The 22,336-nt window shown below is 72.9% G+C and carries 25 protein-coding genes; 16 read left to right on the forward strand and 9 right to left on the reverse strand.

The genetic code is table 11. The features are described 5' to 3' along the window. Positions 1-123: 123 nt before the first annotated feature. Positions 124-1,155: an alcohol dehydrogenase AdhP gene (gene adhP, locus H9641_RS12010; RefSeq protein WP_191804044.1), complete on the reverse strand. Its 1,032-nt coding sequence runs from the start codon at positions 1,153-1,155 to the stop codon at positions 124-126. A gap of 189 nt (positions 1,156-1,344) precedes the next feature. Then, entirely contained in the window at positions 1,345-1,824 is a 480-nt protein-coding gene (locus H9641_RS12015; protein ID WP_225220362.1) for a hypothetical protein, read from the reverse strand. Positions 1,825-1,955: 131 nt separating this feature from the next. On the opposite strand from H9641_RS12015, the gene H9641_RS20490 reads away from it, so the two are divergent. The 7 genes from H9641_RS20490 (at position 1,956) to H9641_RS12050 (ending at position 7,430) form a co-directional block, all read left to right on the forward strand. Continuing rightward, a complete protein-coding gene (locus H9641_RS20490) occupies positions 1,956-2,567 on the forward strand; it encodes a Rieske (2Fe-2S) protein (protein ID WP_263600598.1) in 612 nt (203 codons plus the stop codon). 246 nt (positions 2,568-2,813) lie between these two features. Beyond that, positions 2,814-3,962 (forward strand): histidinol-phosphate transaminase, encoded by a 1,149-nt coding sequence (locus H9641_RS12025; protein ID WP_191804125.1) that lies wholly within the window; start codon positions 2,814-2,816, stop codon positions 3,960-3,962. Beyond that, positions 3,959-4,558, forward strand: a complete 600-nt coding sequence (hisB, locus tag H9641_RS12030; RefSeq protein ID WP_056648875.1) for an imidazoleglycerol-phosphate dehydratase HisB — start codon at positions 3,959-3,961, stop codon at positions 4,556-4,558. Before H9641_RS12025 ends, hisB begins: the two co-directional genes overlap by 4 nt. Then, on the forward strand, positions 4,555-5,193 hold the full coding sequence (locus H9641_RS12035; RefSeq protein ID WP_318244545.1) for a hypothetical protein: 639 nt from the start codon (positions 4,555-4,557) through the stop codon (positions 5,191-5,193). Before hisB ends, H9641_RS12035 begins: the two co-directional genes overlap by 4 nt. Then, positions 5,190-5,837 carry an imidazole glycerol phosphate synthase subunit HisH gene (gene hisH / locus H9641_RS12040; RefSeq protein WP_191804046.1) on the forward strand — a complete coding sequence of 216 codons (648 nt, stop codon included), beginning with the start codon at positions 5,190-5,192 and terminating at the stop codon, positions 5,835-5,837. The genes H9641_RS12035 and hisH overlap by 4 nt, the downstream gene beginning before the upstream one ends. An 82-nt stretch (positions 5,838-5,919) precedes the next feature. Further along, on the forward strand, positions 5,920-6,651 hold the full coding sequence (gene priA / locus H9641_RS12045) for a bifunctional 1-(5-phosphoribosyl)-5-((5-phosphoribosylamino)methylideneamino)imidazole-4-carboxamide isomerase/phosphoribosylanthranilate isomerase PriA (protein ID WP_056648878.1): 732 nt from the start codon (positions 5,920-5,922) through the stop codon (positions 6,649-6,651). Continuing rightward, positions 6,648-7,430 carry an SseB family protein gene (locus H9641_RS12050; protein ID WP_318244546.1) on the forward strand — a complete coding sequence of 261 codons (783 nt, stop codon included), beginning with the start codon at positions 6,648-6,650 and terminating at the stop codon, positions 7,428-7,430. Before priA ends, H9641_RS12050 begins: the two co-directional genes overlap by 4 nt. On the opposite strand, the gene H9641_RS12055 is transcribed toward H9641_RS12050, so the two are convergent. The 6 genes from H9641_RS12055 to H9641_RS12080 form a co-directional block, all read right to left on the reverse strand. Further along, positions 7,351-7,911 (reverse strand): spore germination protein GerW family protein, encoded by a 561-nt coding sequence (locus tag H9641_RS12055; protein WP_191804048.1) that lies wholly within the window; start codon positions 7,909-7,911, stop codon positions 7,351-7,353. The genes H9641_RS12050 and H9641_RS12055 overlap by 80 nt on opposite strands. A 10-nt stretch (positions 7,912-7,921) precedes the next feature. Next, positions 7,922-8,680, reverse strand: coding sequence for a serine protease (locus H9641_RS12060; RefSeq protein WP_318244547.1), 759 nt, complete (start codon positions 8,678-8,680; stop codon positions 7,922-7,924). Next, complete coding sequence (locus tag H9641_RS12065) at positions 8,677-9,279, reverse strand: hypothetical protein (RefSeq protein WP_225220363.1); 603 nt, start codon at positions 9,277-9,279, stop codon at positions 8,677-8,679. The genes H9641_RS12060 and H9641_RS12065 overlap by 4 nt, the downstream gene beginning before the upstream one ends. 185 nt (positions 9,280-9,464) lie before the next feature. After that, positions 9,465-9,818 carry a DUF1844 domain-containing protein gene (locus H9641_RS12070; protein ID WP_056648882.1) on the reverse strand — a complete coding sequence of 118 codons (354 nt, stop codon included), beginning with the start codon at positions 9,816-9,818 and terminating at the stop codon, positions 9,465-9,467. A 283-nt stretch (positions 9,819-10,101) separates the two neighbouring features. Beyond that, positions 10,102-11,604 carry a catalase gene (locus H9641_RS12075; protein WP_191804051.1) on the reverse strand — a complete coding sequence of 501 codons (1,503 nt, stop codon included), beginning with the start codon at positions 11,602-11,604 and terminating at the stop codon, positions 10,102-10,104. A 122-nt stretch (positions 11,605-11,726) separates the two neighbouring features. Continuing rightward, entirely contained in the window at positions 11,727-12,161 is a 435-nt protein-coding gene (locus tag H9641_RS12080; RefSeq protein WP_318244548.1) for a Fur family transcriptional regulator, read from the reverse strand. A 481-nt stretch (positions 12,162-12,642) separates the two neighbouring features. Here H9641_RS12080 and infC point away from each other — a divergent pair, with 481 nt between their 5' ends. The 5 genes from infC (at position 12,643) to thpR (ending at position 15,926) form a co-directional block, all read left to right on the forward strand. Beyond that, positions 12,643-13,620, forward strand: coding sequence for a translation initiation factor IF-3 (gene infC / locus H9641_RS20740; protein WP_318244555.1), 978 nt, complete (start codon positions 12,643-12,645; stop codon positions 13,618-13,620). Between the two features lie 91 nt (positions 13,621-13,711). Beyond that, positions 13,712-13,906, forward strand: coding sequence for a 50S ribosomal protein L35 (gene rpmI / locus H9641_RS12090; protein ID WP_030150472.1), 195 nt, complete (start codon positions 13,712-13,714; stop codon positions 13,904-13,906). A gap of 75 nt (positions 13,907-13,981) precedes the next feature. Next, positions 13,982-14,368, forward strand: a complete 387-nt coding sequence (gene rplT / locus H9641_RS12095) for a 50S ribosomal protein L20 (RefSeq protein WP_030150471.1) — start codon at positions 13,982-13,984, stop codon at positions 14,366-14,368. A gap of 38 nt (positions 14,369-14,406) precedes the next feature. Next, positions 14,407-15,300, forward strand: coding sequence for a TrmH family RNA methyltransferase (locus H9641_RS12100; RefSeq protein WP_318244549.1), 894 nt, complete (start codon positions 14,407-14,409; stop codon positions 15,298-15,300). A gap of 11 nt (positions 15,301-15,311) precedes the next feature. Beyond that, complete coding sequence (gene thpR / locus H9641_RS12105) at positions 15,312-15,926, forward strand: RNA 2',3'-cyclic phosphodiesterase (RefSeq protein ID WP_191804053.1); 615 nt, start codon at positions 15,312-15,314, stop codon at positions 15,924-15,926. A gap of 9 nt (positions 15,927-15,935) precedes the next feature. Here the strand turns inward: thpR and H9641_RS12110 are convergent, their stop codons facing one another. Continuing rightward, positions 15,936-16,553 carry a hypothetical protein gene (locus H9641_RS12110; RefSeq protein WP_191804055.1) on the reverse strand — a complete coding sequence of 206 codons (618 nt, stop codon included), beginning with the start codon at positions 16,551-16,553 and terminating at the stop codon, positions 15,936-15,938. 329 nt (positions 16,554-16,882) lie between these two features. Here H9641_RS12110 and pheS point away from each other — a divergent pair, with 329 nt between their 5' ends. From pheS to H9641_RS12130, 4 genes are all read left to right on the forward strand, one after another. Then, positions 16,883-17,974: a phenylalanine--tRNA ligase subunit alpha gene (pheS, locus tag H9641_RS12115; protein ID WP_191804057.1), complete on the forward strand. Its 1,092-nt coding sequence runs from the start codon at positions 16,883-16,885 to the stop codon at positions 17,972-17,974. Continuing rightward, positions 17,974-20,559: a phenylalanine--tRNA ligase subunit beta gene (pheT, locus tag H9641_RS12120; RefSeq protein ID WP_191804059.1), complete on the forward strand. Its 2,586-nt coding sequence runs from the start codon at positions 17,974-17,976 to the stop codon at positions 20,557-20,559. The genes pheS and pheT overlap by 1 nt, the downstream gene beginning before the upstream one ends. Further along, positions 20,552-21,412, forward strand: coding sequence for an SDR family NAD(P)-dependent oxidoreductase (locus H9641_RS12125; protein ID WP_191804061.1), 861 nt, complete (start codon positions 20,552-20,554; stop codon positions 21,410-21,412). Before pheT ends, H9641_RS12125 begins: the two co-directional genes overlap by 8 nt. Before the next feature lie 214 nt (positions 21,413-21,626). Then, positions 21,627-22,295, forward strand: coding sequence for a YceI family protein (locus H9641_RS12130; protein WP_191804063.1), 669 nt, complete (start codon positions 21,627-21,629; stop codon positions 22,293-22,295). Positions 22,296-22,336 lie beyond the last annotated feature (41 nt).

A 22,336-nucleotide genomic window follows, 5' to 3' on the forward strand; every position in this document is an offset into this window, starting at 1 on the left:
GGGGGCCCCCCCCCCACGAGCGCGGCCCGGTGCGGTCCCACGGAGATCCGTCGGACCGCACCGGGCCTCATGACCGGACAGGTGGTGGTCAGGGCCCGGGCAGGCGGCCCCGCGAGAGCCTCGTCAGGAGTGCATGTCCATGACGACGCGGCCGTCGATCTTGCCCGCCTCCATCTCGCTGAAGATGTCGTTGATGTCGCTCAACGGGCGCACGGTGTACGTCGGGTTGACCTTCCCGCGGGCGAAGAAGTCGAGCGCCTCGGCCATGTCCTTGCGCGTCCCGACGATCGAGCCGCGGACCGTGAGGCCGAACAGGACGGTCGTGAAGATGTCGAGCGGGAACTTCTCGGGCGGCAGCCCGACGAGGGCGACCGTGCCACCGCGGCGCAGCGCACCGACGGCCTGCGGGAAGGCGTGGGCGTTGACCGCGGTCACGAGCGCGCCGTGCACGCCGCCCCCGGTCTTCTCCTGGAGCTCGGCCGCAGGGTCTGCCGAGGTGGCCGCGTTGACCGTGACCTCGGCGCCGTGCTTGCGGGCCAGGGCCAGCTTCTCGTCGTCCACGTCGACCGCGGCGACGCGGCGCCCCATGGCCACGGCGTACTGGACCGCGATGTGCCCCAGGCCGCCGATGCCCGAGATCAGGACCCACTCGCCGGGCTTCGTGTCCGTCTGCTTGAGGCCCTTGTAGACCGTGACTCCCGCGCACAGGATGGGGCCGACGGCCGCGTCCTCGACGCCCTCGGGGATGATCGGGGCGTAGCGCGAGTCGACCAGCATGTACTGGCCGAACGAGCCGTCGACCGAGTACCCGCCGTTCTTCTGCTGGGGGCAGAGCGTCTCCCACCCGGTCTCGCAGTACTCGCACTCGCCGCACGCGCTCCACAGCCAGGCGTTGCCGACCTTGTCGCCGACCTTGACGCGGGTGACCTGGTCGCCGACCGCGACCACGGTCCCGACGCCCTCGTGCCCGGGGACGAACGGGGGGCTGGGCTTGACGGGCCAGTCGCCGTGGGCGGCGTGCAGGTCGGTGTGACACACGCCCGTGTAGTCGACCTTGACGAGTGCTTCGTGGGGTCCGGGGGTGGGGACCTCGATCTCGTCGATCGTGAGCGGCTCGGCGAACGTGTGGACGACGGCTGCCTTCATGGTGCTCATGGCTCTCCTCCAGGAGCGGACACCGGGCGGGGTCCACCCGCGGGTCGACGGGTGCGACGGGACGCGCTCCGCGTCCTGTGGTGTCCGACGACTCGACCGTAACCGAGGGGGCGGAGGGGCGCCCGTCCAGCGTCGGACAGAAAGGACGAACTCCGTTGTGAAAACTGTCACAAGCGATGTCTGCGCAGGTCAGGGGGTGCTTCTGGACCGCCCCGTCGCCCGGCGGCGCTCGACCACGAGCGCCAGCAGCGCACCGACGAGCGCGACCCACTCGCTGACGGCCGCCGTGACCTGCTGGACCCCGCCGGCCGTCTCGTTCACGCTGAAGAACCCGACCGTCGTCGAGAGGTAGAACGCGCCGAGCGTCGCGACCGAGAACCCGATCGCCCCCAGCAGCGGCAGCCAGTGGCGCCAGACCAGCACGAGCAGACCGAGCACGAACCCCGCGACCGCGTTGAGCAGGAACAGCGGTCCGACGACCTCGATGTCCTGGTACCCCTGGACGTAGAGGAACAGGTGGACGTCGGCCGAGAGCAGCAGCCCCGCGGCCGTCACGCCGCGCAGCAGCCACGCGCCGCGCGGCAGCGGCGGGGGCACGGGCGGCGTGCCCGACGGCGGGGATCCCCCCGGGCTCGAGCCTGCGGCGGGCGGGGGTTCGGACGCGGCCATGGGGTGCTCCGAGTGCTCTGGTGCGGGTGGGCGGGATGCCCGGACGGGACGTCGCGCGCTCGCGCGTGGCGCCGGGCCCGATGCTTCAATTGAAAGACTTCTCGACCCCGGACGCACGGCGGAGGGTGACCATGAGGACCTCGACCACGCAGGCGACCTCTCTCGCGACGCAGGCGGGGGCGCCCGCCACCACGCCGGCGACCACGCCGGCCAGGGCGCCCGGCCCGGAGCGGCCGCCCACGGCCGCTCCGCCGACAGCTAGCCCGGCTCCTGCTCGGAACGTCGGCCGTCCGGCGTGCGACCTCCTCTCGCGGCGCTCGCTCCTCGTGTCGGCGGGAGCGGGCGCAGGCGCCCTGGTGCTCGCGGCCTGCTCGGGCGGCGGGGGCGGGGGCGGTACTACCGGGACCACGGGCGGGGGCAGCGGGACGAGCGGGACGGCAGCCGCGCCGTCGGGCACCGTGGTCACCGCCACGGGCGACGTGCCCGTGGGCGGTGCCGTGTCGGTCCAGGTCGACGGTGCGCCCTACCTCGTGACCCAGCCCGAGGAGGGGACGTTCGAGGCCTTCAGCGCGATCTGCACGCACCAGGGCTGCACGGTCGCGCCGGGAGACGGCGAGCTCGACTGCCCGTGCCACGGTTCCCGCTTCGACCTGAGCACGGGCGACGTGATCGCCGGCCCGGCGCCCACGCCCCTGCCCCGCCTCGCCGTCACGGTGAGCGGCACAGACGTCGTCACCGCCTGACGTGCTCACGGCGTGGTCGCGCCGTCGGCTCACTGCGTAGTCACGCCGTCGGCTCACTGCACGGTCGCGCCGTCGGACGACCGTCGGCACCGCCCGCGGCGGGCAGGTCCACCGACCGCCTGCCGGACGTCCACCCGTCCGGCACGGACGGCTTCGTAGACTGTCCTGGTGACCACTCCTCTTCTCGAGTCCCCGGACGACGCACCCCGGGCGGGTGCCTCCATCTCGCAGGCCCGCACGCACGCCGTGGCGCAGGTGCGCCTCCCGGTGCGACCCGAGCACGCGGGGATCGAGCCGTACGGGGCCCCGCAGCTCGACGTGCCCGTTCTGCTCAACGTCAACGAGAACCCCTACGCGCCCTCGGCCGAGGTCGTGGCGACCATCGCCGCGGACGTCGCCGAGGCCGCTGCCACGCTCAACCGTTACCCCGACCGCGACTTCCTCGGCCTGCGCCAGGACCTCGCCGACTACCTCGCGGGGGAGTCGGGCGTGCGCGTCGCCCCCGAGCAGGTCTGGGCCGCGAACGGCTCCAACGAGGTCATGCTCCACCTGCTCCAGGCCTTCGGCGGACCCGGGCGCACCGCGCTGTCGTTCGCGCCGACCTACTCGATGTACCCCGAGTACGCCCGCGACACCTCGACCGCCTGGGTGACGGGGCGGCGTGCGGAGGACTTCACGCTCGACCCCGAGGCCGCGCGCGCAGCGATCGTCGCGCACGCCCCCTCGGTGATCCTCCTGGCCAGCCCCAACAACCCGACGGGTACGGCCCTGACACGCGAGGTCGTCGAGGCCGTGTGCGAGGCGGCGCTCGCGGTCACCCCGCACGGCGCCGAGCCGGGGACCTCGGCCGTCGTCGTGGTCGACGAGGCCTACGGAGAGTTCCGCCGCGCGGGCGTCCCCTCGGCGCTCGAGCTGCTCGAGCGCTACCCCAACCTCGCGGTCTCGCGCACCATGTCCAAGGCGTTCGCGCTCGCGGGTGCACGCGTCGGCTACCTCGCCGCGTCGACCACGCTGGTCGACGCGCTGCGCGTCGTGCGCCTGCCGTACCACCTGTCGGCGGCGACCCAGGCGGTCGCGCGCGCTGCCCTCAAGCACTCGTCCTCGCTGCTGGCCCAGGTCGACGCGCTGCGGGCCGAGCGGGACGCGACCGTGACCTGGCTGCGGGCCCAGCGCCCCGCGGCCCTGGGCGGCGCCCCGCTGCAGGTCGCCGACTCGGACGCGAACTTCGTCCTGTTCGGTACCTTCCCGGACCGCCACGCGGTCTGGCAGGGCCTGTTGGATCGAGGCGTCCTCATCCGGGAGACTGGTCCCGAAGGTTGGCTGCGGGTGTCGATCGGCACACCGCAGGAGATGACGGCGTTCAAGGACGCCCTGGTGGAGGTGGCAGGACTGTGAAGCGCACCGCGCGCATCGAGCGCGCGACGTCGGAGTCGAGCGTGCTCGTCGAGCTGGACCTCGACGGGACCGGGAAGACGGACATCTCGACGACCGTCCCGTTCTACGACCACATGCTGACGGCCCTCGGCAAGCACTCGCTCATCGACCTCACGGTCCGGGCCACGGGCGACACGCACATCGACGCGCACCACACGGTCGAGGACGTCGCGATCACGATCGGCGAGGCGCTCAAGATCGCGCTCGGCGACAAGGCGGGCATCTCCCGCTTCGGCGACGCCATGGTGCCGCTCGACGAGGCGCTCGCGCTCGCGGTCGTCGACGTCTCGGGCCGCCCGTACCTCGTGCACGAGGGCGAGCCCGCAGGCCAGGAGTACCACCTGATCGGCGGGCACTTCACGGGGTCGCTCACGCGCCACGTGCTCGAGTCGATCGCGCACCACGCCGCGATCTGCATCCACGTGCGCGTGCTCTCGGGCCGCGACCCCCACCACATCGTGGAGGCGCAGTTCAAGGCCCTCGCCCGTGCGCTGCGCTTCGCCGTGGCGCCCGACGCCCGGGTCGACGGCATCCCGTCGACCAAGGGCGCGTTGTGAGCCCCGCGCCCACGAACCCCGCACAGCCCGACGGGTCCGAGGGCGGCCACGAGCCCAGCCACGGACCCGTCGACCAGCCCCGCGGCGACCACACGCCGCGGACGACCGAGACGGACGACATGACCACCCCGCAGAACCCCGAAGAGCCCGAGCTGGACCTGGTGATCCCGGACGACATCTCGAGCCTGCTCTCCCCGTCCTCCGACCCCGAGCTCGCGGTCCTCGTGACCCAGATCGCGGGTGCCGAGCCCCTGGCAGCCGCCTGCTCGCTCGCGCAGCTCGAGATCGACGCCGTGCCCACCGAGATCGGTGCGCTGGCGGTCCTGCGCGACCTGTCGGGCGACGCGCCGCAGCGTGCCGCGGCCGCCGTCTCGACCCTCGTCAAGGGCGTCCCGCTCATCCTGCTCACGCGCCGCGGCGAGCAGCTCAGCGCGACGCGCTGGCAGGACGGCGTCGAGGGCGACGTGCTCGCCCCGGGGCTCGTGCTCGGCGGTGCGCCCGAGGAGCTCGAGGACCTCGTCACGGGCCAGACGACCGTCGCCGAGCTCTCGGGAGTCGTCCCGAGCTCGGGGATCTCGCGCTGGAAGGCCATGCGCCTGCTGACGTCGACCGCCCGCAAGGCGCGCAAGAAGTGAGCGTCGGACCCGCGGTCGTCGTCCTCGACTACGGCTTCGGCAACGTCCGCTCGGCCGTCCGTGCGCTCGAGCGGGTCGGGGCGCAGGTCGAGCTCACGGCCGACCGGGCGCGCGCCTCGGAGGCCGACGGGCTCGTCGTCCCGGGCGTGGGCGCGTTCGCTGCCGTCATGGCCGGGCTCAAGGCCGTGCGGGGCGACCAGATCGTCGAGCGCCGCCTGGCCGGCGGCCGTGCGGTGCTCGGGATCTGCGTCGGCATGCAGGTCATGTTCGACGAGGGCGACGAGCACGGGACCCTCACCGAGGGGCTCGGCGAGTGGCCCGGCATCGTCGACCGCCTCGACGCGCCCGTCGTCCCGCACATGGGCTGGGACACGGTCCAGGTGCCCGAGGGTTCGGTGCTCTTCGACGGCATCGCCGACGAGCGCTTCTACTTCGTGCACTCGTACGCGGCCCGCCGCTTCCCGCTCGGGGTCGACGAGCCCGTGGGGCCCGCGTTCCGCGCCCCGCTCGTCACCTGGTCCGACCACGGGGGCCCGTTCGTCGCGGCCGTCGAGAACGGCCCGCTGAGCGCGACCCAGTTCCACCCGGAGAAGTCCGGCGACGCCGGTGCGGCCCTCCTGGAGAACTGGGTCCGCTCGCTCTGAACCGTCCCGGGTGGGGTCCACGACCCCGCCCGACCCTCCCTCTCGTCCATCGTTCTCGTGCATTCCCTCGGAAGGACCCCTCATGACCGATCGTCTCGTCCTGCTGCCCGCCGTCGACGTCGCCGCCGGGCAGGCGGTGCGCCTCGTCCAGGGGGAGGCCGGCTCGGAGACCTCGTACGGCGACCCGCTGTCGGCCGCTCTCGACTGGCAGGCCGGGGGAGCCGAGTGGGTGCACCTCGTCGACCTCGACGCGGCCTTCGGTCGCGGGTCCAACGCCGAGCTGCTGGCCGACGTCGTCGCGCGCCTCGACGTCAAGGTCGAGCTCTCGGGGGGCATCCGTGACGACGAGTCGCTCGCTCGCGCCCTGGCGACGGGTTGCTCGCGCGTCAACCTGGGCACGGCCGCCCTCGAGAACCCCGAGTGGACCGCGAAGGTCATCGCCGAGCACGGCGACGCGATCGCCGTCGGGCTCGACGTGCGCGGCACGACCCTCGCGGCGCGCGGCTGGACCCAGGAGGGCGGTGACCTCTGGGAGGTCCTCGAACGTCTCGACGCGGCCGGTTGCTCGCGCTACGTCGTGACCGACGTGACCAAGGACGGGACGCTGCGCGGCCCGAACGTCGACCTGCTGCGCGAGGTCGCCTCGCGCACCGACGCGCCCGTGATCGCCTCGGGCGGGATCTCGAGCCTGGCGGACCTCGAGGCGCTGCGCGCCCTGGTCGGCGAGGGCATCGAGGGTGCGATCGTCGGCAAGGCGCTCTACGCGGGTGCCTTCACGCTGCCGCAGGCCCTCGACGTTGCAGGCCGTCCGTGACCTCGGACCCGCACGCCGGTCACGCCCACGCGTCCGAGCACGGTGCGGCGCCGCTGTCGAAGGGCAAGGCGCTGCCGCCGTCCTCCGGTTTCTCCGGGGACGACGGCTCGGCCGACCCGGCGCTGACCGCGGTCCTCGCGGCGTTCGTCGAGGGCGGGGCGAGCCTGACCCAGGTCGTCGCGCAGCTCGGCCGCTCGCGCCTGCTGATCCCGATCCTCGCCGAGCTCGTCACGGCGGGCGAGGGTGAGCACGGGCAGAAGGTCGACAAGGAGGCCGCGGCCGGTGTCGTCGCGCTCGAGGCCCCCGACGGCCGGCGTGCGCTCCCGGTGTTCTCGAGCGTCGCGAGCATGGCCGCCTGGCGGCCCGACGCTCGCCCGGTTCCCGTGGACGCGCCGCGCGCCGCGCTGTCGGCCGTGAGCGAGGACTGGTCGCTGCTGGTCCTCGACCCGTCGGGCCCGGTCACGGTCCTGATCCCGCGTCCCGCGGTGTGGGCGCTCGCGCAGGGCAAGGAGTGGGCCCCGGCCGTGGCCGACGGTCAGGTCGTGGAGGACGTCGCGGACGCGATCGCGGGCGCGGTCTCGGGAGTCGAGCACGTCGCGGCCGTCCGCGCCGAGACGGGGCGCAGCGCCGAGGTCGCGGTCGTCCTGGCGATCGACTCGGGCCTGGACCGACGAGGTCTCGACGCGGTCCTGGCCCAGGTCAACACGGCCCTCGCGGGCAGCGACGTGATCTCCGAGCGCGTCGACTCGCTCGAGCTGCGCATCGGCCGCGCCGACTGACCCAGCCGTGCTGCGCCGTCGGGCCTCCTGCGAGCTGCCCGCCGGCGCGGACCGCGCAGCGGCGGCGTCCCAGGACCCAGCCGCCCACCAGGGCGAGCACCACGGCCACGACCTGACCGCCCAGGACGACCCTGTTGAGGTCGAGCGCGGGGTGCCACCGTGCACCGTCGGGGCCCACGACGTACACGCCCAGCGGGCGCACGCTCATGCCGTAGCCCCCGCCGCCACCGGCCCCCTCGCCTGCGTCGGGAGCGGCGGCCGCGCCCTCGTCGCCCGGCTTGCCGACGCCGTCCGCCGAGGATCCGACCCCGTACCCGTAGCCCGTGCCGGTGCCGCCCGACACCTTGGCCACCGGCACCACGAGCGTCCCGTCGCGCTCGTAGGCCTCACCGAAGACCTTGCGCACCGAGAAGGCGTCGTTCGCCGCTCGCGTGACGAACGTGGGGTCGGGCCGTCCTGCCGTGCTCGCGTCGTTGCTCATGCTTCGCAGCCTACGAGCAGGCGGGCACGGGTGCGAAGGCCGAGGTGTCGTCGAGCATCGACCGCAGCGTCGAGACCGGGACGAGCAGCGAGGCGTTGCTCGACTTCGCGTACACGACGCCGATCACCTCGCCGTCCGCGTTGAGCGCCGCGGAGCCCGAGCTGCCGGGCTCGACCTGCGCGTCGGTCACGAGGACCTCGCCGAGGTTCGAGTGCAGCGGGTCCGTGGTGGTGCCCACGACCGTGCCCTGCGTGACCGTGAGCTGCCCGCCCTCGGGGTACCCCACGACCGTCACGGCCTCGCCCTGGACCGGGTCCGCCGCGGCGAGGGTCGGGGCCGAGGGCAGGTCGTCGCTCGTGCGGACGATCGCGAGGTCCGCGAGACCCGCCGCGCTGGCGGTCTCGACCTTGATGTCGCGCCCGTCGTACGTCAGCACCTGGAGCGACTTGGAGCCCTCCACGACGTGCTTGTTCGTGATGAGCGTGCGGTCGTCGAGCGCGAACCCCGACCCGGTCGAGAGCGACGAGCACCCGACGTTGCGGATGCGCACGGCCATGCGCTTGACCGCGTCGAACCCGTCCGGGGAGAGGTTCTCCGAGCCCACGGGCTCGGCCTGCTGGGCGAAGCTGGGCACGACCGAGCTGGGCATGGGCTCGGGCAGCTCGGGCAGCACCCCGCAGCCCGTGACCAGGGCCGCGAGCAGCGGGACGCCCGCGAGCAGCGCGGCCGGTCGCCGCGGACGGCGCCGCCCGTCGGTCGTCGGCCTCACTTGTTGAGCTCCTTCTGGAGCTCGGTGTTCGCGTCGGTCGCGGCCTTGCACAGCCCGTCGACCTGGGTAGCGAACTGGGCGAGGTCGTCGGGGTTGTAGGCGTCACGGTTGTTGAGGTAGCCGATGAGCTCGTCCTGCGCCGTGGTGCACTGCCCGAGGGCGGCGGCGACCGTGCCGGCGGCCTCGGAGATGCGGGCCTGGTAGTCGAGGTACTGCTGCGAGGCCACGTTCTCGTCGCCGAGCTGCGCCTTCTCGTTCGCGAGCTCGGTGATGCGCTCCTGCGTGGTCGCGAGCTGCGTGCGGGCCGACTCGAGCTCGGTGTTGGCGCCGTCGAGGTCGGCCGTGAGCTGGGCGACGTCCTCGCCCAGCCCCCGCGCCTCGGACTCCCACTGCGCGCTGCGGTCCTGCCAGCTCAGCGTCGTGACCAGGAGGTACGCGCCGACGCCGAGCGACGCGAGCAGCGCGAGGCTCAGGACCACGATCGCGACGGTCTTGCCGCGCCCCGGGCGTTGGCCCTTCGTGCTGCCCGACGGGGTGCCGCCGGTGGGGCTCGCAGAGCCCGCACCGGGCAGCGTGGCCGCTGCCTGGTAGGCGGACATCTGCGGGGAGACGTCGTCAGAGGCCCAGGGGTGTGCCGGCGCCGGGGTCTGCGCCTGCGCCGGTGGGACACCGGGAGGTGCGGGCGGGGGAGGGGTCGCCTGACCGCCGGGCGGGGGCACGACGCCGTGGCCCCCGTGCGCGCTGGACGGCGGGGGAGGCGTCGGCTGCCCGCCCGACGGGGTGCTCAACTGACCGCGCCCGTGTACTTCTCGCCCGGGCCCTCGCCGAGGGCGTCGGGGTAGACCGAGGCCTCGCGGAACGCGAGCTGGAGCGTGCGGAGGCCGTCGCGCAGCGAGCGTGCGTGCTGGTTGCCGATGTCCGGGGCGGACGCGGTCACGAGGGCCGCGAGCGCGTTGATGAGCTTGCGCGCCTCGTCGAGGTCCAGGTGACCCTTCTCGGCGGCGTCCTCGGCCAGGCCGCACTTGACGGCCGCGGCGCTCATGAGGTGGACCGCGGCCGAGGTGATGACCTCGACGGCCGCGACGTCCGCGATGTCCCGGGTGGCGTCCTGGGTGGTGGGGTCGTTCTCGGTTGTCATGGCTCCATCCTTCCAGAGCATGGGCTGTGCGGGGACCCCGGGCGGACCGTCGCCGGCCCGGGCCCGGCCCAGGGGGACACGCGCGGTCGAGGCGGGCTGCGCCGTCGGGCCTCGCGCGCCTCGCGACAGGAATAGTGTGCCAAGCGCTGACCTGGAAGGTGCTCGCCACGGCGGGCGGGCGGCGGCCGCACGCCCGGAGGCCGGGCCCGCTGAGCGGACCCGGCCTCCGGGGTGGTGCACAGGGCTCCTGCCCGACGACGTCGCGCCGGTCAGGGGACCCGCGTCAGGAGTGCGCGGGCTCCGACGTGACGCCGTCCTCGTCCGCAGCGAGCGGAGCGGCCTCGAGGGCGCTGCGCAGGGCCGCCCCGAGGTTCGCGTCCACGTTCGTCCAGTACTGGATCGCGCGCTCACGGATCACAGGGCTCTGGACACCGCCGACGGCACCCGTGATGGTCTCGAGGAAGCGAGCCTTGGCCGCGTCGTCGAACACCTCGCGGTAGAGCGTGCCGGCCTGGCCGAAGTCGTCGTCCTCGGCGTGCAGCGTCGCCGCGGCCCGCGTCAGCTCACCGTCCGACTCCCAGGAGCCGACCCCGGCGCGCGCCTCGTCGGCCACGGGGCCGCCCAGGCTGTTGGGGGCGTAGACCGGCGTCGAGGGGGAGTTGAACCCGTGACGCTGGGCGCCGTCCTGCGAGTAGTTGTGCACCGGCGCGGCGTGCGGGGCGTTGACCGGGATCTGGTTGTAGTTGGTGCCCACGCGGTAGCGCTGCGCGTCCGGGTAGGAGAACACGCGGGCCATGAGCATCTTGTCGGGGCTGATGTCGATGCCCGGGACCGTGTTGGCGGGCGAGAACGCCGCCTGCTCGATCTCCGCGAAGAAGTTCTGCGGGTTGCGGTTGAGCGTGTGCGTCCCGACCTTGATGAGCGGGTAGTCGGCGTGCGGCCAGACCTTCGTCAGGTCGAACGGGTTGAAGCGGTACGTCTTGGCGTCCTCGTACGGCATGACCTGGACGTGCAGGTCCCACGACGGGAAGTTGCCGGCCTCGATGGCCTCGTACAGGTCGCGACGGTAGTAGTCGGCGTCGGCGCCCGCGATGAGCTCGGCCTCCGAGCCCTCCATCTCGACGTTGCCCTGGTTCGACGTGAAGTGGTACTTGACCCAGAAGCGCTCGCCCGCCGCGTTGATCCACTGGTAGGTGTGCGAGCCGAAGCCCGGCATCTCGCGCCACGAGCGCGGCAGGCCACGGTCACCCATGAGGTAGGTCACCTGGTGCGCGGACTCGGGGGACAGGGTCCAGAAGTCCCACTGCATGTCGGCGTCGCGCAGACCCGAGCCCGGCAGGCGCTTCTGCGAGTGGATGAAGTCCGGGAACTTGATGCCGTCCCGGATGAAGAAGACGGGGGTGTTGTTGCCGACGATGTCGTAGTTGCCCTCGGTCGTGTAGAACTTCACCGAGAAGCCGCGCACGTCGCGCCAGGTATCGGGGGAGCCCTGCTCGCCCGCGACGCTCGAGAAGCGCTGGAGGGTCTCGGTCCGCGCGCCCGGCTGGAACACGGCCGCACGCGTGTAGGCCGAGACGTCCTCGGTCACGACGAACTCGCCGAACGCGCCGCCGCCCTTGGCGTGGACGATGCGCTCCGGGATGCGCTCGCGGTTGAACTGCGCGAGCTTCTCGACCAGGTAGCGGTCGTGCAGCGCGGTCGCGCCGTCCGCCCCGGAGGTCAGGGAGTGGGCGTCGCTCGGGACGGGGGTGCCCGTCTGCGTGGTGGTGAAGGGGGTGTTCGTCATCGTCTTCTCCTTCAGGTGAGGGGCTCTGGGCCCGGTGCCTGCTCGTGGGTAGGGGGCGGTAGGGACAGGTGCTCCGGGGAGCGCTGGGGGGGCTCGGGGTGGCCGTGGTGCGGTGGCGGGCGTCAGGCCGCGCAGTCGGGGCACAGGCCCCAGTACGTGACCTCGGCCGTGTCGATCGTGAAGCCGTTGTTCCCGCTCGGCGTCAGGCAGGGTGCGTGACCGACCGCGCAGTCGATGTCGGCGACCGCACCGCACGAGCGGCACACGACGTGGTGGTGGTTGTCGCCCAGCCTGCGCTCGTAGCGCGCCGGGTGGCCCGCCGGCGCGATCCGCCGGAGCAGACCGTGGTCCGTGAGCGCGTTCAGGACGTCGTAGACCGCCTGGACGGACACCGACCCGAGGGCCTCGCGGGTGGCCCGCAGGACGTCGTCCGCGTCGGCGTGCTGCTGCCGGGTCACGACGTCGAGCACCGCCAGACGGGCAGCCGTGACGCGGAGCCCGCTGTCGCGGAGCTCGGTCTCGTGGTCCGCGGGGCGGAGCGTCTTGTCGATCGGCACGGTACTACTCTAACCACACTTTCTGGAATAGTTCCAACAATGGAGGATGTCCAGTGCGTGTCGTCGACGTGAACGCTCGTCGCGCCCCGCGGGGCGGCGCGGATCGTGGGTGGGTCGGGCGGGCCGGGCATCCGCCCTGCGGTGACGAAGGCTCCGGCCGGTGCGTGCTATTGTTGGTCGCTGACCGACCCGTAGGTTCTTGTCGAGGCTCCAGCAGGCGCTTCGAGAGACGTACGGGTGCGCAAAGTGGATTCCATCCCACCTGAGCTTCAACTGCTGACGATCGTCACGACAGAGGCCGGGTCTCGGTCCGGAGCGTCGCCGTTCTTCACGGTGACGCGACGGTGTGTTCGTCGCACCCGCGACGACCCGATCGATGGCCTCCTCCCTGCGCTCTGGGACGGGGGCCTTTCCCGTTCCTGGTGGTCTACCGACGACTTCCTAGGAGCATCACATCAGCGAGCCTCGCATCAACGATCGGATCCGTGTCCCCGAGGTCCGACTTGTCGGCCCAGGTGGGGAGCAGGTCGGCGTCGTCCGCATTGAGGTCGCCCTGAGCCTTGCCCAGGACGCTGACCTCGACTTGGTGGAGGTCGCCCCCGACGCACGCCCGCCGGTGTGCAAGCTCATGGACTTCGGCAAGTTCAAGTACGAGTCGGACATGAAGGCCCGTGAGGCTCGCCGCAACCAGGCGAACACGGTCCTCAAGGAGATCCGTTTCCGTCTGAAGATCGACCCGCACGACTACGGCACCAAGAAGGGCCACGTCGAGCGCTTCCTCGCAGCGGGCGACAAGGTCAAGGTCATGATCATGTTCCGCGGCCGTGAGCAGTCGCGCCCGGAGATGGGTATCCGTCTCCTGCAGCGCCTCGCGGAGGACGTCGCGGAGCTCGGCTTCGTCGAGAGCGCGCCCAAGCAGGACGGGCGCAACATGATCATGGTGCTCGGCCCGGTCAAGAAGAAGGCCGAAGCCAAGAACGAGCAGCGTCGTCGCGCCCAGGAGGCCGAGCCTCGTCAGACGAAGTCGGCCGCCAAGGCCGCCCCCGTCGAGGTCTCCGAGGAGCCCGCGGACGGCAACGACGTGCCTTTCGAGGTACAGGTCGCCGAGGCCGCAGAGATGGTCGCTTCCGCCGAGGCCGCTGCTGCGGTCAAGGCTGCCGCCGCTCCCGAGCCCGCACCGGCGCCCGTCGCCGAGGCCGCTCCCGCAGCAGCCCCCAAGGCAGCAGCGCCCCGCGCTTCTGCCCCCAAGGCCGCGCCTCGCACCTCGGCTCCCAAGGCTCCTGCAGCCCCCAGGACCGCTGCTCCGGCCGCACCGGCAGCCGCGCCCAAGCCCGTCTCGGCCCCCAAGCCGATCGCGGTGCCGAAGCCGGCCGCCATGCCCAAGCCTCCGGCCCCGCGGCCGGCAGCGCCCAAGCCCGGCACGGCTGCCAAGCCGAAGCCCGGCGGCAAGCCCAGCTGACCAACTGACACCGAGCCAGGCCCACCGGCCCCGGCCCGAACACGTCGGGTCCCTCCCGGGATCTCGACCAGACAAAGGAGAAACGGCAGCCATGCCGAAGAACAAGACGCACTCCGGCGCCAAGAAGCGGTTCCGCATCACCGGCAGCGGCAAGGTCATGCGCGAGCAGGCCAACAAGCGCCACCTGCTCGAGCACAAGTCGAGCACGCGCACGCGTCGCCTGTCTGCTGACCAGGTCGTCGCCCCCGCAGACGTCAAGAAGATCAAGAAGCTGCTCGGTAAGTGATCTGCCTGGTGGTCGCACCCCGGTGCTGATCATCGCTGAATCCCTACCTGAGCCCCGAACTGCAAGGAGCATCACGTGGCACGCGTGAAGCGGGCGGTCAACGCCCAGAAGAAGCGCCGTACAACTCTCGAGCGCGCTGCGGGTTACCGCGGCCAGCGTTCGCGTCTCTACCGGAAGGCGAAGGAGCAGGTCACCCACTCCCTCGTCTACTCCTACCGTGACCGCAAGGCGCGCAAGGGCGACTTCCGTCGTCTGTGGATCCAGCGCATCAACGCTGCGTCGCGCGCCCAGGGCCTGACGTACAACCGCCTCATCCAGGGCCTCAAGGCCGCTGGCATCGAGGTCGACCGTCGCGTGCTCGCGGACCTCGCGGTCAACGACGTGACCGTCTTCAACGCGCTCGTCCAGGCCGCCAAGGACGCGCTGCCTGCTGACGTGAACGCCCCCAAGGCTGCTGCCTGATCATCGAGCAGCGACTCTTCTCACCGGACGCCCGCACAGTGAACGATCTGTCCTCAGGTCGCCCCGTACCGTTCTCCCACCGCGTTCCCGAGGTCTGGAATCCTCGGAGCGACAGGGTCAAGGCGGTCCGGGCACTGTCCGGGCGTCCGGCGCGTCTGCGCCACCAGCAGTTCCTCGTCGAGGGACCGCAGGGGGTGCGCGAGGCCGTCCGGCACGGCGCGCACCTGGTGCGTGACGTGTACGTGACCCCGTCGGCGGCCGAACGCTACGCGGAGATCGTCGACGACGCCCTCGACCAGCGCCTGTACGTGCACCTCACGACGCCCGAGGCGTTCGAGGCCATGAGCCAGGACGCCCAGGGCATCCTGGCCGTGGTCCGGATCGAGCAGCTCACGCTCGACGACGTGCTCACGCGGCGCCCCCGGCTCGTCGCGGTCCTCGCGACCGTCCGCGACCCGGGCAACGCCGGGACGGTCGTCCGGGCGGCCGACGCCGCCGGGGCGGACCTGGTGGTGCTCGCAGGCGAGAGCGTCGACGTGCACAACCCCAAGGTCGTGCGCTCGACGGCGGGATCCCTGTTCCACCTCCCGGTCGTGACCGGTGCGGGTCTCGCGGAGACCGTCGACGCGCTGCGCGCCGCCGGGCTCACGGTCCTCGCAGCGGACGGCGGCGGCGACCACGACCTCGACGACCTCCTCGACGTGGCGGGCGCCGCGCCCACCGGCACGCCCGACCTCGCCCGTCCCACCGCGTGGGTCTTCGGCAACGAGGCCTGGGGGCTGCCGCCCGAGGACCGCGAGCTGGCCGACGAGGTCGTGAGCGTCCCGCTCCGCGGCCTGGCCGAGTCGCTCAACCTCGCCACGGCCGCGACGGTGTGCCTCTACGCCTCGAGCAGGGCGCACCGACCGCGCACCACGGACGGGAACGCGTGAGGGGACGGTCGGTGCGTCTCTTCGCCGCCCTGTATCCCTCGGACGAGGCCCTCGCCCACCTCGACCTCGCGCTGTCAGCGCTCGGTGCGGTCGCACCCGACGACGGTCGACCCTCGGTCCGCTGGACGCCGCGCGACCTCATGCACCTGACGGTCGCGTTCTTCGGCGAGGTCGCGGACGGTGCGGTCGACGATCTGGGGCGTGCCCTCGACGAGGTCGCGGAGGCGACCGAGCCCCTGACGCTGCACCTGCGCGGGGCCGGGACGTTCGAGGACCGCATCCTGTTCGCGGGGGTGGGTGGCGACGCGGAGGCGCTCCGTCGCCTGAGCGCCGCGACCGCGGAAGCGGCCTCCGACGTCGGGCTGCGCCTCGACCGGCGACCGCGCCAGCGCGCCCACCTGACCGTGGCGCGTGCCTCCGGGCCGCGCAAGAACGGCCGGCGCAAGACCGACCCGCGCCCCACGGGGCCGGGCCTCGCCGAGCTGGCGCACGCTCTCGCGGTCTACGAGGGACCGCGCTTCACGGCCGACGAGCTGTGCCTGGTCGAGTCGACCCCCGGGGCGGGGCGCAGCGGCGGCCCGCTCTACGAGGTCGTGCGGACGTCGCCGCTCGGCGTGCGTCGCTGACGAGCCGGGTCAGCCCTGGGCGCCGGCCCAGACGAACGCGGCGACCATGAAGCCGAGCAGCAGCCCGTACGCGCGGGTCCAGCCGCGCAGGGCGCCGGGCACAAGGAGAGCGTCCGTGCGACGGCGGGTCGTGACGTACCGGGCGACCCAGGCCACGACGACCGCGACCGTCGAGACGCACAGGGCCATGCCTCCGGCCCCGACGGGCAGGAACACCGCCGCGTCGTCGAGCGTCAGCCCGCGCGCCGAGCACGTCCCGAGGTAGACCGCGCCCACCACGGCGCCGAGCACGAGCGCCCACCGGGCCGTCCGCCAGAACCCGGCGGGCGGCTCGTCGTCCGTCGTCGGGCGAGGGTTCGTCCGCCTCGTCCGTGCGGCCGGGTCGGCGTCGGGCACGCGCGCCTCGTCCGAGCCCGACGGCGGAGCGTCCGGCGCACGGTGGAGTGCGGCGTCCGCGGGGCGCGTCTCGGGTGGGGCAGCCGCCGGGCCGGTGAGCTCCGCGTCCCGGGTCGCCGAGAGCGGGTCGGGCGGGCCGGGAGCACCGGCGGGGTAGGTCGGCCAGGCGTCGTCCGGACCGTCGCGGCCCGGGCCGTACCGGTGGTGGTCCGTGTCGTGCCGCCGTCTCACGTCGTCCAGTCTCTCACCGCCACCGCCGACCTCTCGGTCTGCGCCTGGCAGTGCCGATCTGCGCCGCGCCGCACTCTCGCTCGCGTCCGGACCGAGGCTCCGTCACGTCCGGACCGCGTGTGGGACGATGGGGACATGCAGCGCGATGATCGCCGATTTACGTGGCCCGCTCGAGGGCCGCGCGGCTGACGCTGCGCACGTCGACCACCGGTCGCCGCACGGCGGCCGCGGATCGACCGGTCGTGCCCCGGCGGGCGCTCTAGAATCTTCAGTTGGACGCGCGAGGTGACCTCTGCGCGTCCGGTCCCGATCCCGCCAGGAAGGCACGCATGTCCACCCCTGATCCGGTACAGCCCGCTGCGCCGTCGCCCCTCGACGGCCCCGCGCTCGAGGTCGTCCTCTCCGAGGCCCTCGCGGCCGTCGAGGCCGCCCGCGACCTCGACGAGCTGAAGTCGGTGCGTCTGCAGCACACCGGCGACCGCAGCGCCCTCGCTCTCGCCAACCGCCAGATCGGCCAGCTCGCCCCCGCCGACAAGGCTGCCGCGGGCAAGCTCCTCGGCCCGATCCGCGGGCGCCTCAACCAGGCGCTCGCCGCGCGCACCCAGGTCCTCGAGGCCGAGCGCGACGAGCGGGTCCTCGTCGAGGAGTCCGTCGACGTGACGCTGCCCGTCGACCGTGCCCCCTCGGGGGCACGTCACCCGCTCGAGACGCTCCAGGAGCGCGCGGCCGACTTCTTCACGGCCATGGGCTGGGAGATCGCCGAAGGCCCGGAGATCGAGGCCGAGTGGTTCAACTTCGACGCCCTGAACTTCGGTCCGGACCACCCGGCCCGTCAGATGCAGGACACGTTCTTCCTCCAGACCCCGGCGGGTCCGGACGGCGAGCCGGGCGAACCGTCGAACCTCGTGCTGCGCACGCACACGTCGCCGGTCCAGGCCCGTACGCTCCTCGAGCGCGAGCTCCCCGTGTACATCGCGTGCCCCGGCAAGGTGTTCCGCACCGACGAGCTCGACGCGACCCACACGCCCGTGTTCCACCAGGTCGAGGGCCTCGCGGTCGACAAGGGCCTGACCATGGCGCACCTGCTCGGCACCCTGGACCACTTCGCGAAGGCGATGTTCGGTCCCGAGGCCCGCACGCGCCTGCGCCCGTCGTTCTTCCCCTTCACCGAGCCCAGCGCCGAGATGGACCTGTGGTTCCCCCAGAAGAAGGGCGGGGCTGGCTGGATCGAGTGGGGCGGCTGCGGCATGGTCAACCCCAACGTCCTGCGCTCGGCGGGGATCGACCCCGAGGTCTACTCGGGCTTCGCGTTCGGCATGGGCATCGAGCGCACGCTCATGCTGCGCCACGGAATTGCTGACATGCACGACATGGTGGAGGGCGACGTCCGCTTCTCGACCCAGTTCGGAATGGGGATCTGATGCCGAACATCGTCATCGACTGGCTCGGCGAGCACGTCGAGCTGCCTGCTGACCTGACGGCCGAGACGCTGGCCGCCGCGCTCGTGAAGGTGGGCCTCGAGGAGGAGGCGATCCACGGGTCGTCCGTCACCGGCCCGCTCGTCGTGGGCCAGGTCGTCTCGGTCGAGCCCGAGGAGCAGAAGAACGGCAAGGTCATCAACTGGTGCCAGGTCGACGTCGGGGCGCACAACGTCGACGGCGTCCCCGTGGCTGAGGGCGGGACGCCGCGCGGCATCATCTGCGGCGCGCACAACTTCGGCCCGGGTGACCGCGTCGTCGTCGCCCTGCCCGGGGCCGTGCTGCCAGGACCGTTCCCCATCGCGAGCCGCAAGACCTACGGCCACGTCTCGGACGGCATGATCTGCTCGGCCAAGGAGCTCGGCCTGGGGCAGGACCACGACGGCATCATCGTGCTCGACCGCTACGGGTACTCCCCGGAGACGGGCTACGACACGACGCCCGGCACGGACGCGCTCGAGCTCCTGGGCCTCGGTGACGAGGTCCTCGAGATCAACGTGACGCCGGACCGCGGGTACTGCTTCTCCTACCGGGGCGTCGCGCGCGAGTTCTCGCACTCCACGGGCGCGGCCTTCACGGACCGCGGCCTCCCGTCGGGCGACCTGCCGGGCGTGACGCCCGACGGCTTCCCGGTCGAGGTCGAGGACGAGGCGCCGATCCACGGCGTGACCGGTTGCGACCGGTTCGTCACGCGCATCGTGCGGGGCATCGACCCGCAGGCGCCGACGCCGGCCTGGATGCAGCGACGCCTGACGCAGGCGGGCATGCGGCCCATCTCGCTCGCGGTCGACATCACGAACTACGTCATGCTCGACCTCGGCCAGCCGCTGCACGCCTACGACCTCTCGAAGGTCGCGGGCCCGATCGTCGTGCGCCGGGCGCACGCGGGGGAGCGGCTCACGACGCTCGACGGTGTCGACCGCGGCCTCGACGTCGAGGACCTGCTCATCACCGACTCGCCCGAGGGCTCTCGCGCGTCGCGGGTGCTCGGGATCGCGGGCGTCATGGGTGGGGCCTCGAGCGAGGTCGGCGAGAGCACGACCGACGTCCTGGTCGAGGCCGCGCACTTCGACCCCGTCACGGTCGCGCGCTCGGCCCGTCGCCACAAGCTGCCCTCCGAGGCGGCCAAGCGCTTCGAACGTGGCGCCGACCCCGCGCTGCCGCCCGTCGCGGCCCAGCGCGTGGTGGAGCTGCTCGTCGAGCTCGGTGGAGGCACTGCGGACCCGGCGGTGAGCGACCTCAACACGGTCGCCCCCGTCACGCCCGTCGTCTTCCCGATCGGCGAGGCCGAGAGGCTCGTCGGGGTGGCGTACACCTCGGAGCAGGTCCGCGGCGTCCTCGTCGAGATCGGCTGCACGGTCCGCGACCTCGACGGCGGCACGACCCTCGAGGTCACCCCGCCCACGTGGCGCCCGGACCTGACCGGGGCCGCCGAGCTCGTCGAGGAGATCGCCCGCCTCGTCGGCTACGACAAGATCCCGTCGATCCTGCCGCCGGCCCCGGCCGGTCGTGGGCTGACGACCGCGCAGCAGCTCCGCCGCTCGGTCGCGCGCGCCCTCGCGGAGGCCGGGTTCGTCGAGACGCTGAGCTACCCGTTCGTGAACCCCCAGGCGCACGACGACCTGCGCCTGCCCGCGGACGACGAGCGCCGTCGCGCGCTGCGGCTGGTCAACCCGCTCGCGGACGACCACCCCGAGATGCGGACGAACCTGCTCACGACGTTGCTCGGCACGGTCAAGCGCAACGTGGGACGAGGCAACGCGGACCTCGCGATCTTCGAGATCGGCCTCGTGACCCGTCCGGTCGCCGGTGCTCCCGCCGCCCCGCAGCTGCCGGGCGGTGCTCGCCCGAGCGAGGCCGACCTGGCCACGCTGCAGGCAGCGGTCCCGCCGCAGCCGCGCCGTGTCGCGGGAGTCCTCACGGGGCAGCGCGAGGCGTCGGGCTGGTGGGGCGCCGGCCGCGCCGCGGACTGGACGGACGCGCTCGCGGCCGCCGAGCTCGTGGCCGAGCGTGCGGGCGTCGACGTGGTCGTCGTCGCCGACCACGACCACGCGCCGTGGCACCCGGGCCGGACGGCGAGGCTCGAGCTGTCGGACGGGACCGTCGTCGGGCACGCAGGCGAGCTGCACCCCAAGGTGCTCGAGACGCTCGGCCTGCCCGCGCGGACCGTCGCGTTCGAGGTCGATCTGGACGCCCTGATCGCCGCCGCCCCGGAGCAGCCGGTCCAGGCGGCTCCCGTCTCGTCGTTCCCGCTCGCGAAGGAGGACCTGGCGCTCGTCGTCGACGCCTCCGTGCCGGCCTCGGCCGTGCGTGCCGCGATCGAGGAGGGGGCGGGCGACCTGCTCGAGGACCTCGCGCTCTTCGACGTCTACACCGGCCCCCAGGTGGGCGAGGGCAAGAAGTCGCTCGCGTTCTCGCTGCGCCTGCGGGGCGCCGACCGCACGCTGACCGCGGAGGACTCCGCGGCCGTGCGCGCTGCAGCGGTCGCCGCGGCGCACGAGCAGCTCGGGGCCGAGCTCCGTGGCTGACGTCACCACGGTGGCTCCCGCGCGCACCGCCCTCGTCACGGGCGGTACGCGCGGGATCGGCCGTGCGGTCGTGCGGGGGCTCGCCGCGGCGGGCCTCGACGTCGCGGTCCTGGGCCGGGACGCGTCCCGCGTGGACGACGTCGTCGCGGAGGTCCGCGCGCTGGGTCGCCGGTCCGTGGGCCTGGTCGCGGACGTCTCCGACGTCGCGGCGGTCGACGCGGCGGTCGCGCGCGCCGAGGCAGAGCTGGGAGGCATCGACCTCCTGGTCAACAACGCCGGGCGGATCGACGCCGAGGTCCCGCTGTGGGAGGCGGACCCCGACGAGTGGTGGTCCGTCATGGAGACCAACCTGCGCGGGCCGTTCCTGCTCTCGCGCGCGGTCGTCCCCGGGATGCTCGCGCGAGGCGGCGGCCGGGTCGTCGACCTCAGCTCCGGTGCGGGCTCGCACGACATGAACGGCGCGACCGCGTACAACGCGAGCAAGACCGCGCTGCTCCGCATGGGCTCGAACCTGCACCTGTCGGGCCACGCCCTCGGTCTGCGCACGTTCGAGGTCTCGCCCGGAGTCGTCCAGACCGACCTGACGGCGTCCATGGACATGCACGTGGGGCGTACCGAGTGGACCCCGGTCGAACGGACGGTCGAGATGATCGTCGCGATCGCCCGTGGAGAGCTCGACGCGTGGTCGGGGACGTTCGTGCGCGTCACGCACGACACCCCGGAACTGTTGCGGGCCGCTGCCTCGGGCACGCCGGGGGACGCGGAGGCCGTGCCCGGTCCGGAGGCACGCCGACTGCGCGTGACGCGGTTCGGTGACGCAGACCCCATGCCGGGGGCGCTGCCGGCGCGCTGAGGAGAACTCCTCGCACCTCGACGAGAAGGGCCGCTGTTCCTCCGGGAGCAGCGGCCCTTCTCGTCGTTCGTCGTGGCCAGGAGGTGGCCAGGTTCACCCCTCGGTTAGTTGAACTTTCTACTACTCATGGGGAATGCTCGAGGGGCACACCGACCCGGTCGGTGCGGACACCGCTGTTCTGCACCTGCGAGAACGAGCGAGAGGCCCTGCCCGGATGACGATCGACCACCCGACCCGGTACTGGAACGGCATGACGATCCCGGATGCGGGGACGTTCCTGCTGGACGAGGCCCACAAGCGGGTCGGGTTCCTCGGGAAGCACATGATGGTCTCCCCGGTCCGCGGCGAGCTCACGCGTGCGAGCGCCACGATCGTCGTCGGGGCCGACCCGCTCGCGTCGGCCGTCTCCGCGACCATGGACGCCACGAGCCTCACGACCCACCACGACGAGCGGGACGTGCACCTGCGCAGCCCTGACTTCCTGGACGTCGAGCGGTTCCCGACCGTCGACTTCCGCAGCACGTCGGTGCGCTGGCAGGGCCCGCAGGACGACGCCATGCTCAGCTGGGCGCGCCTGCGCAACCGTTCGCCCGAGCGCTCCGAGGTCCCTGCGGCCAGGATCCAGGGAGCGGGCGCGGGGCACTTCGTCGTGAGCGGCCTGCTCACGATCCGGGACGTCACCCTCCCGATCGACCTGACCATGCAGTTCGGCGGGGCGCGGCGCGACCCGTACGGCCGCGACATCTTCGGGTTCAGCGCCTCGGGCACGTTCGACCGCGAGGCCTACGGGCTCGTCTGGAACGTCGTGCTGGAGACCGGCGGTCTGCTGGTGGGCAAGAAGGTCGAGATCGAGATCGCCGGCGAGGCGATCCGGCAGGACTGAGACCCAGCAGGACCGAGAGGTTCGCCCGACGGCGCACGCGG

This window comes from Oerskovia merdavium, assembly GCF_014836755.1.
Taxonomy (GTDB): Bacteria; Actinomycetota; Actinomycetes; order Actinomycetales; family Cellulomonadaceae; genus Oerskovia; species Oerskovia merdavium.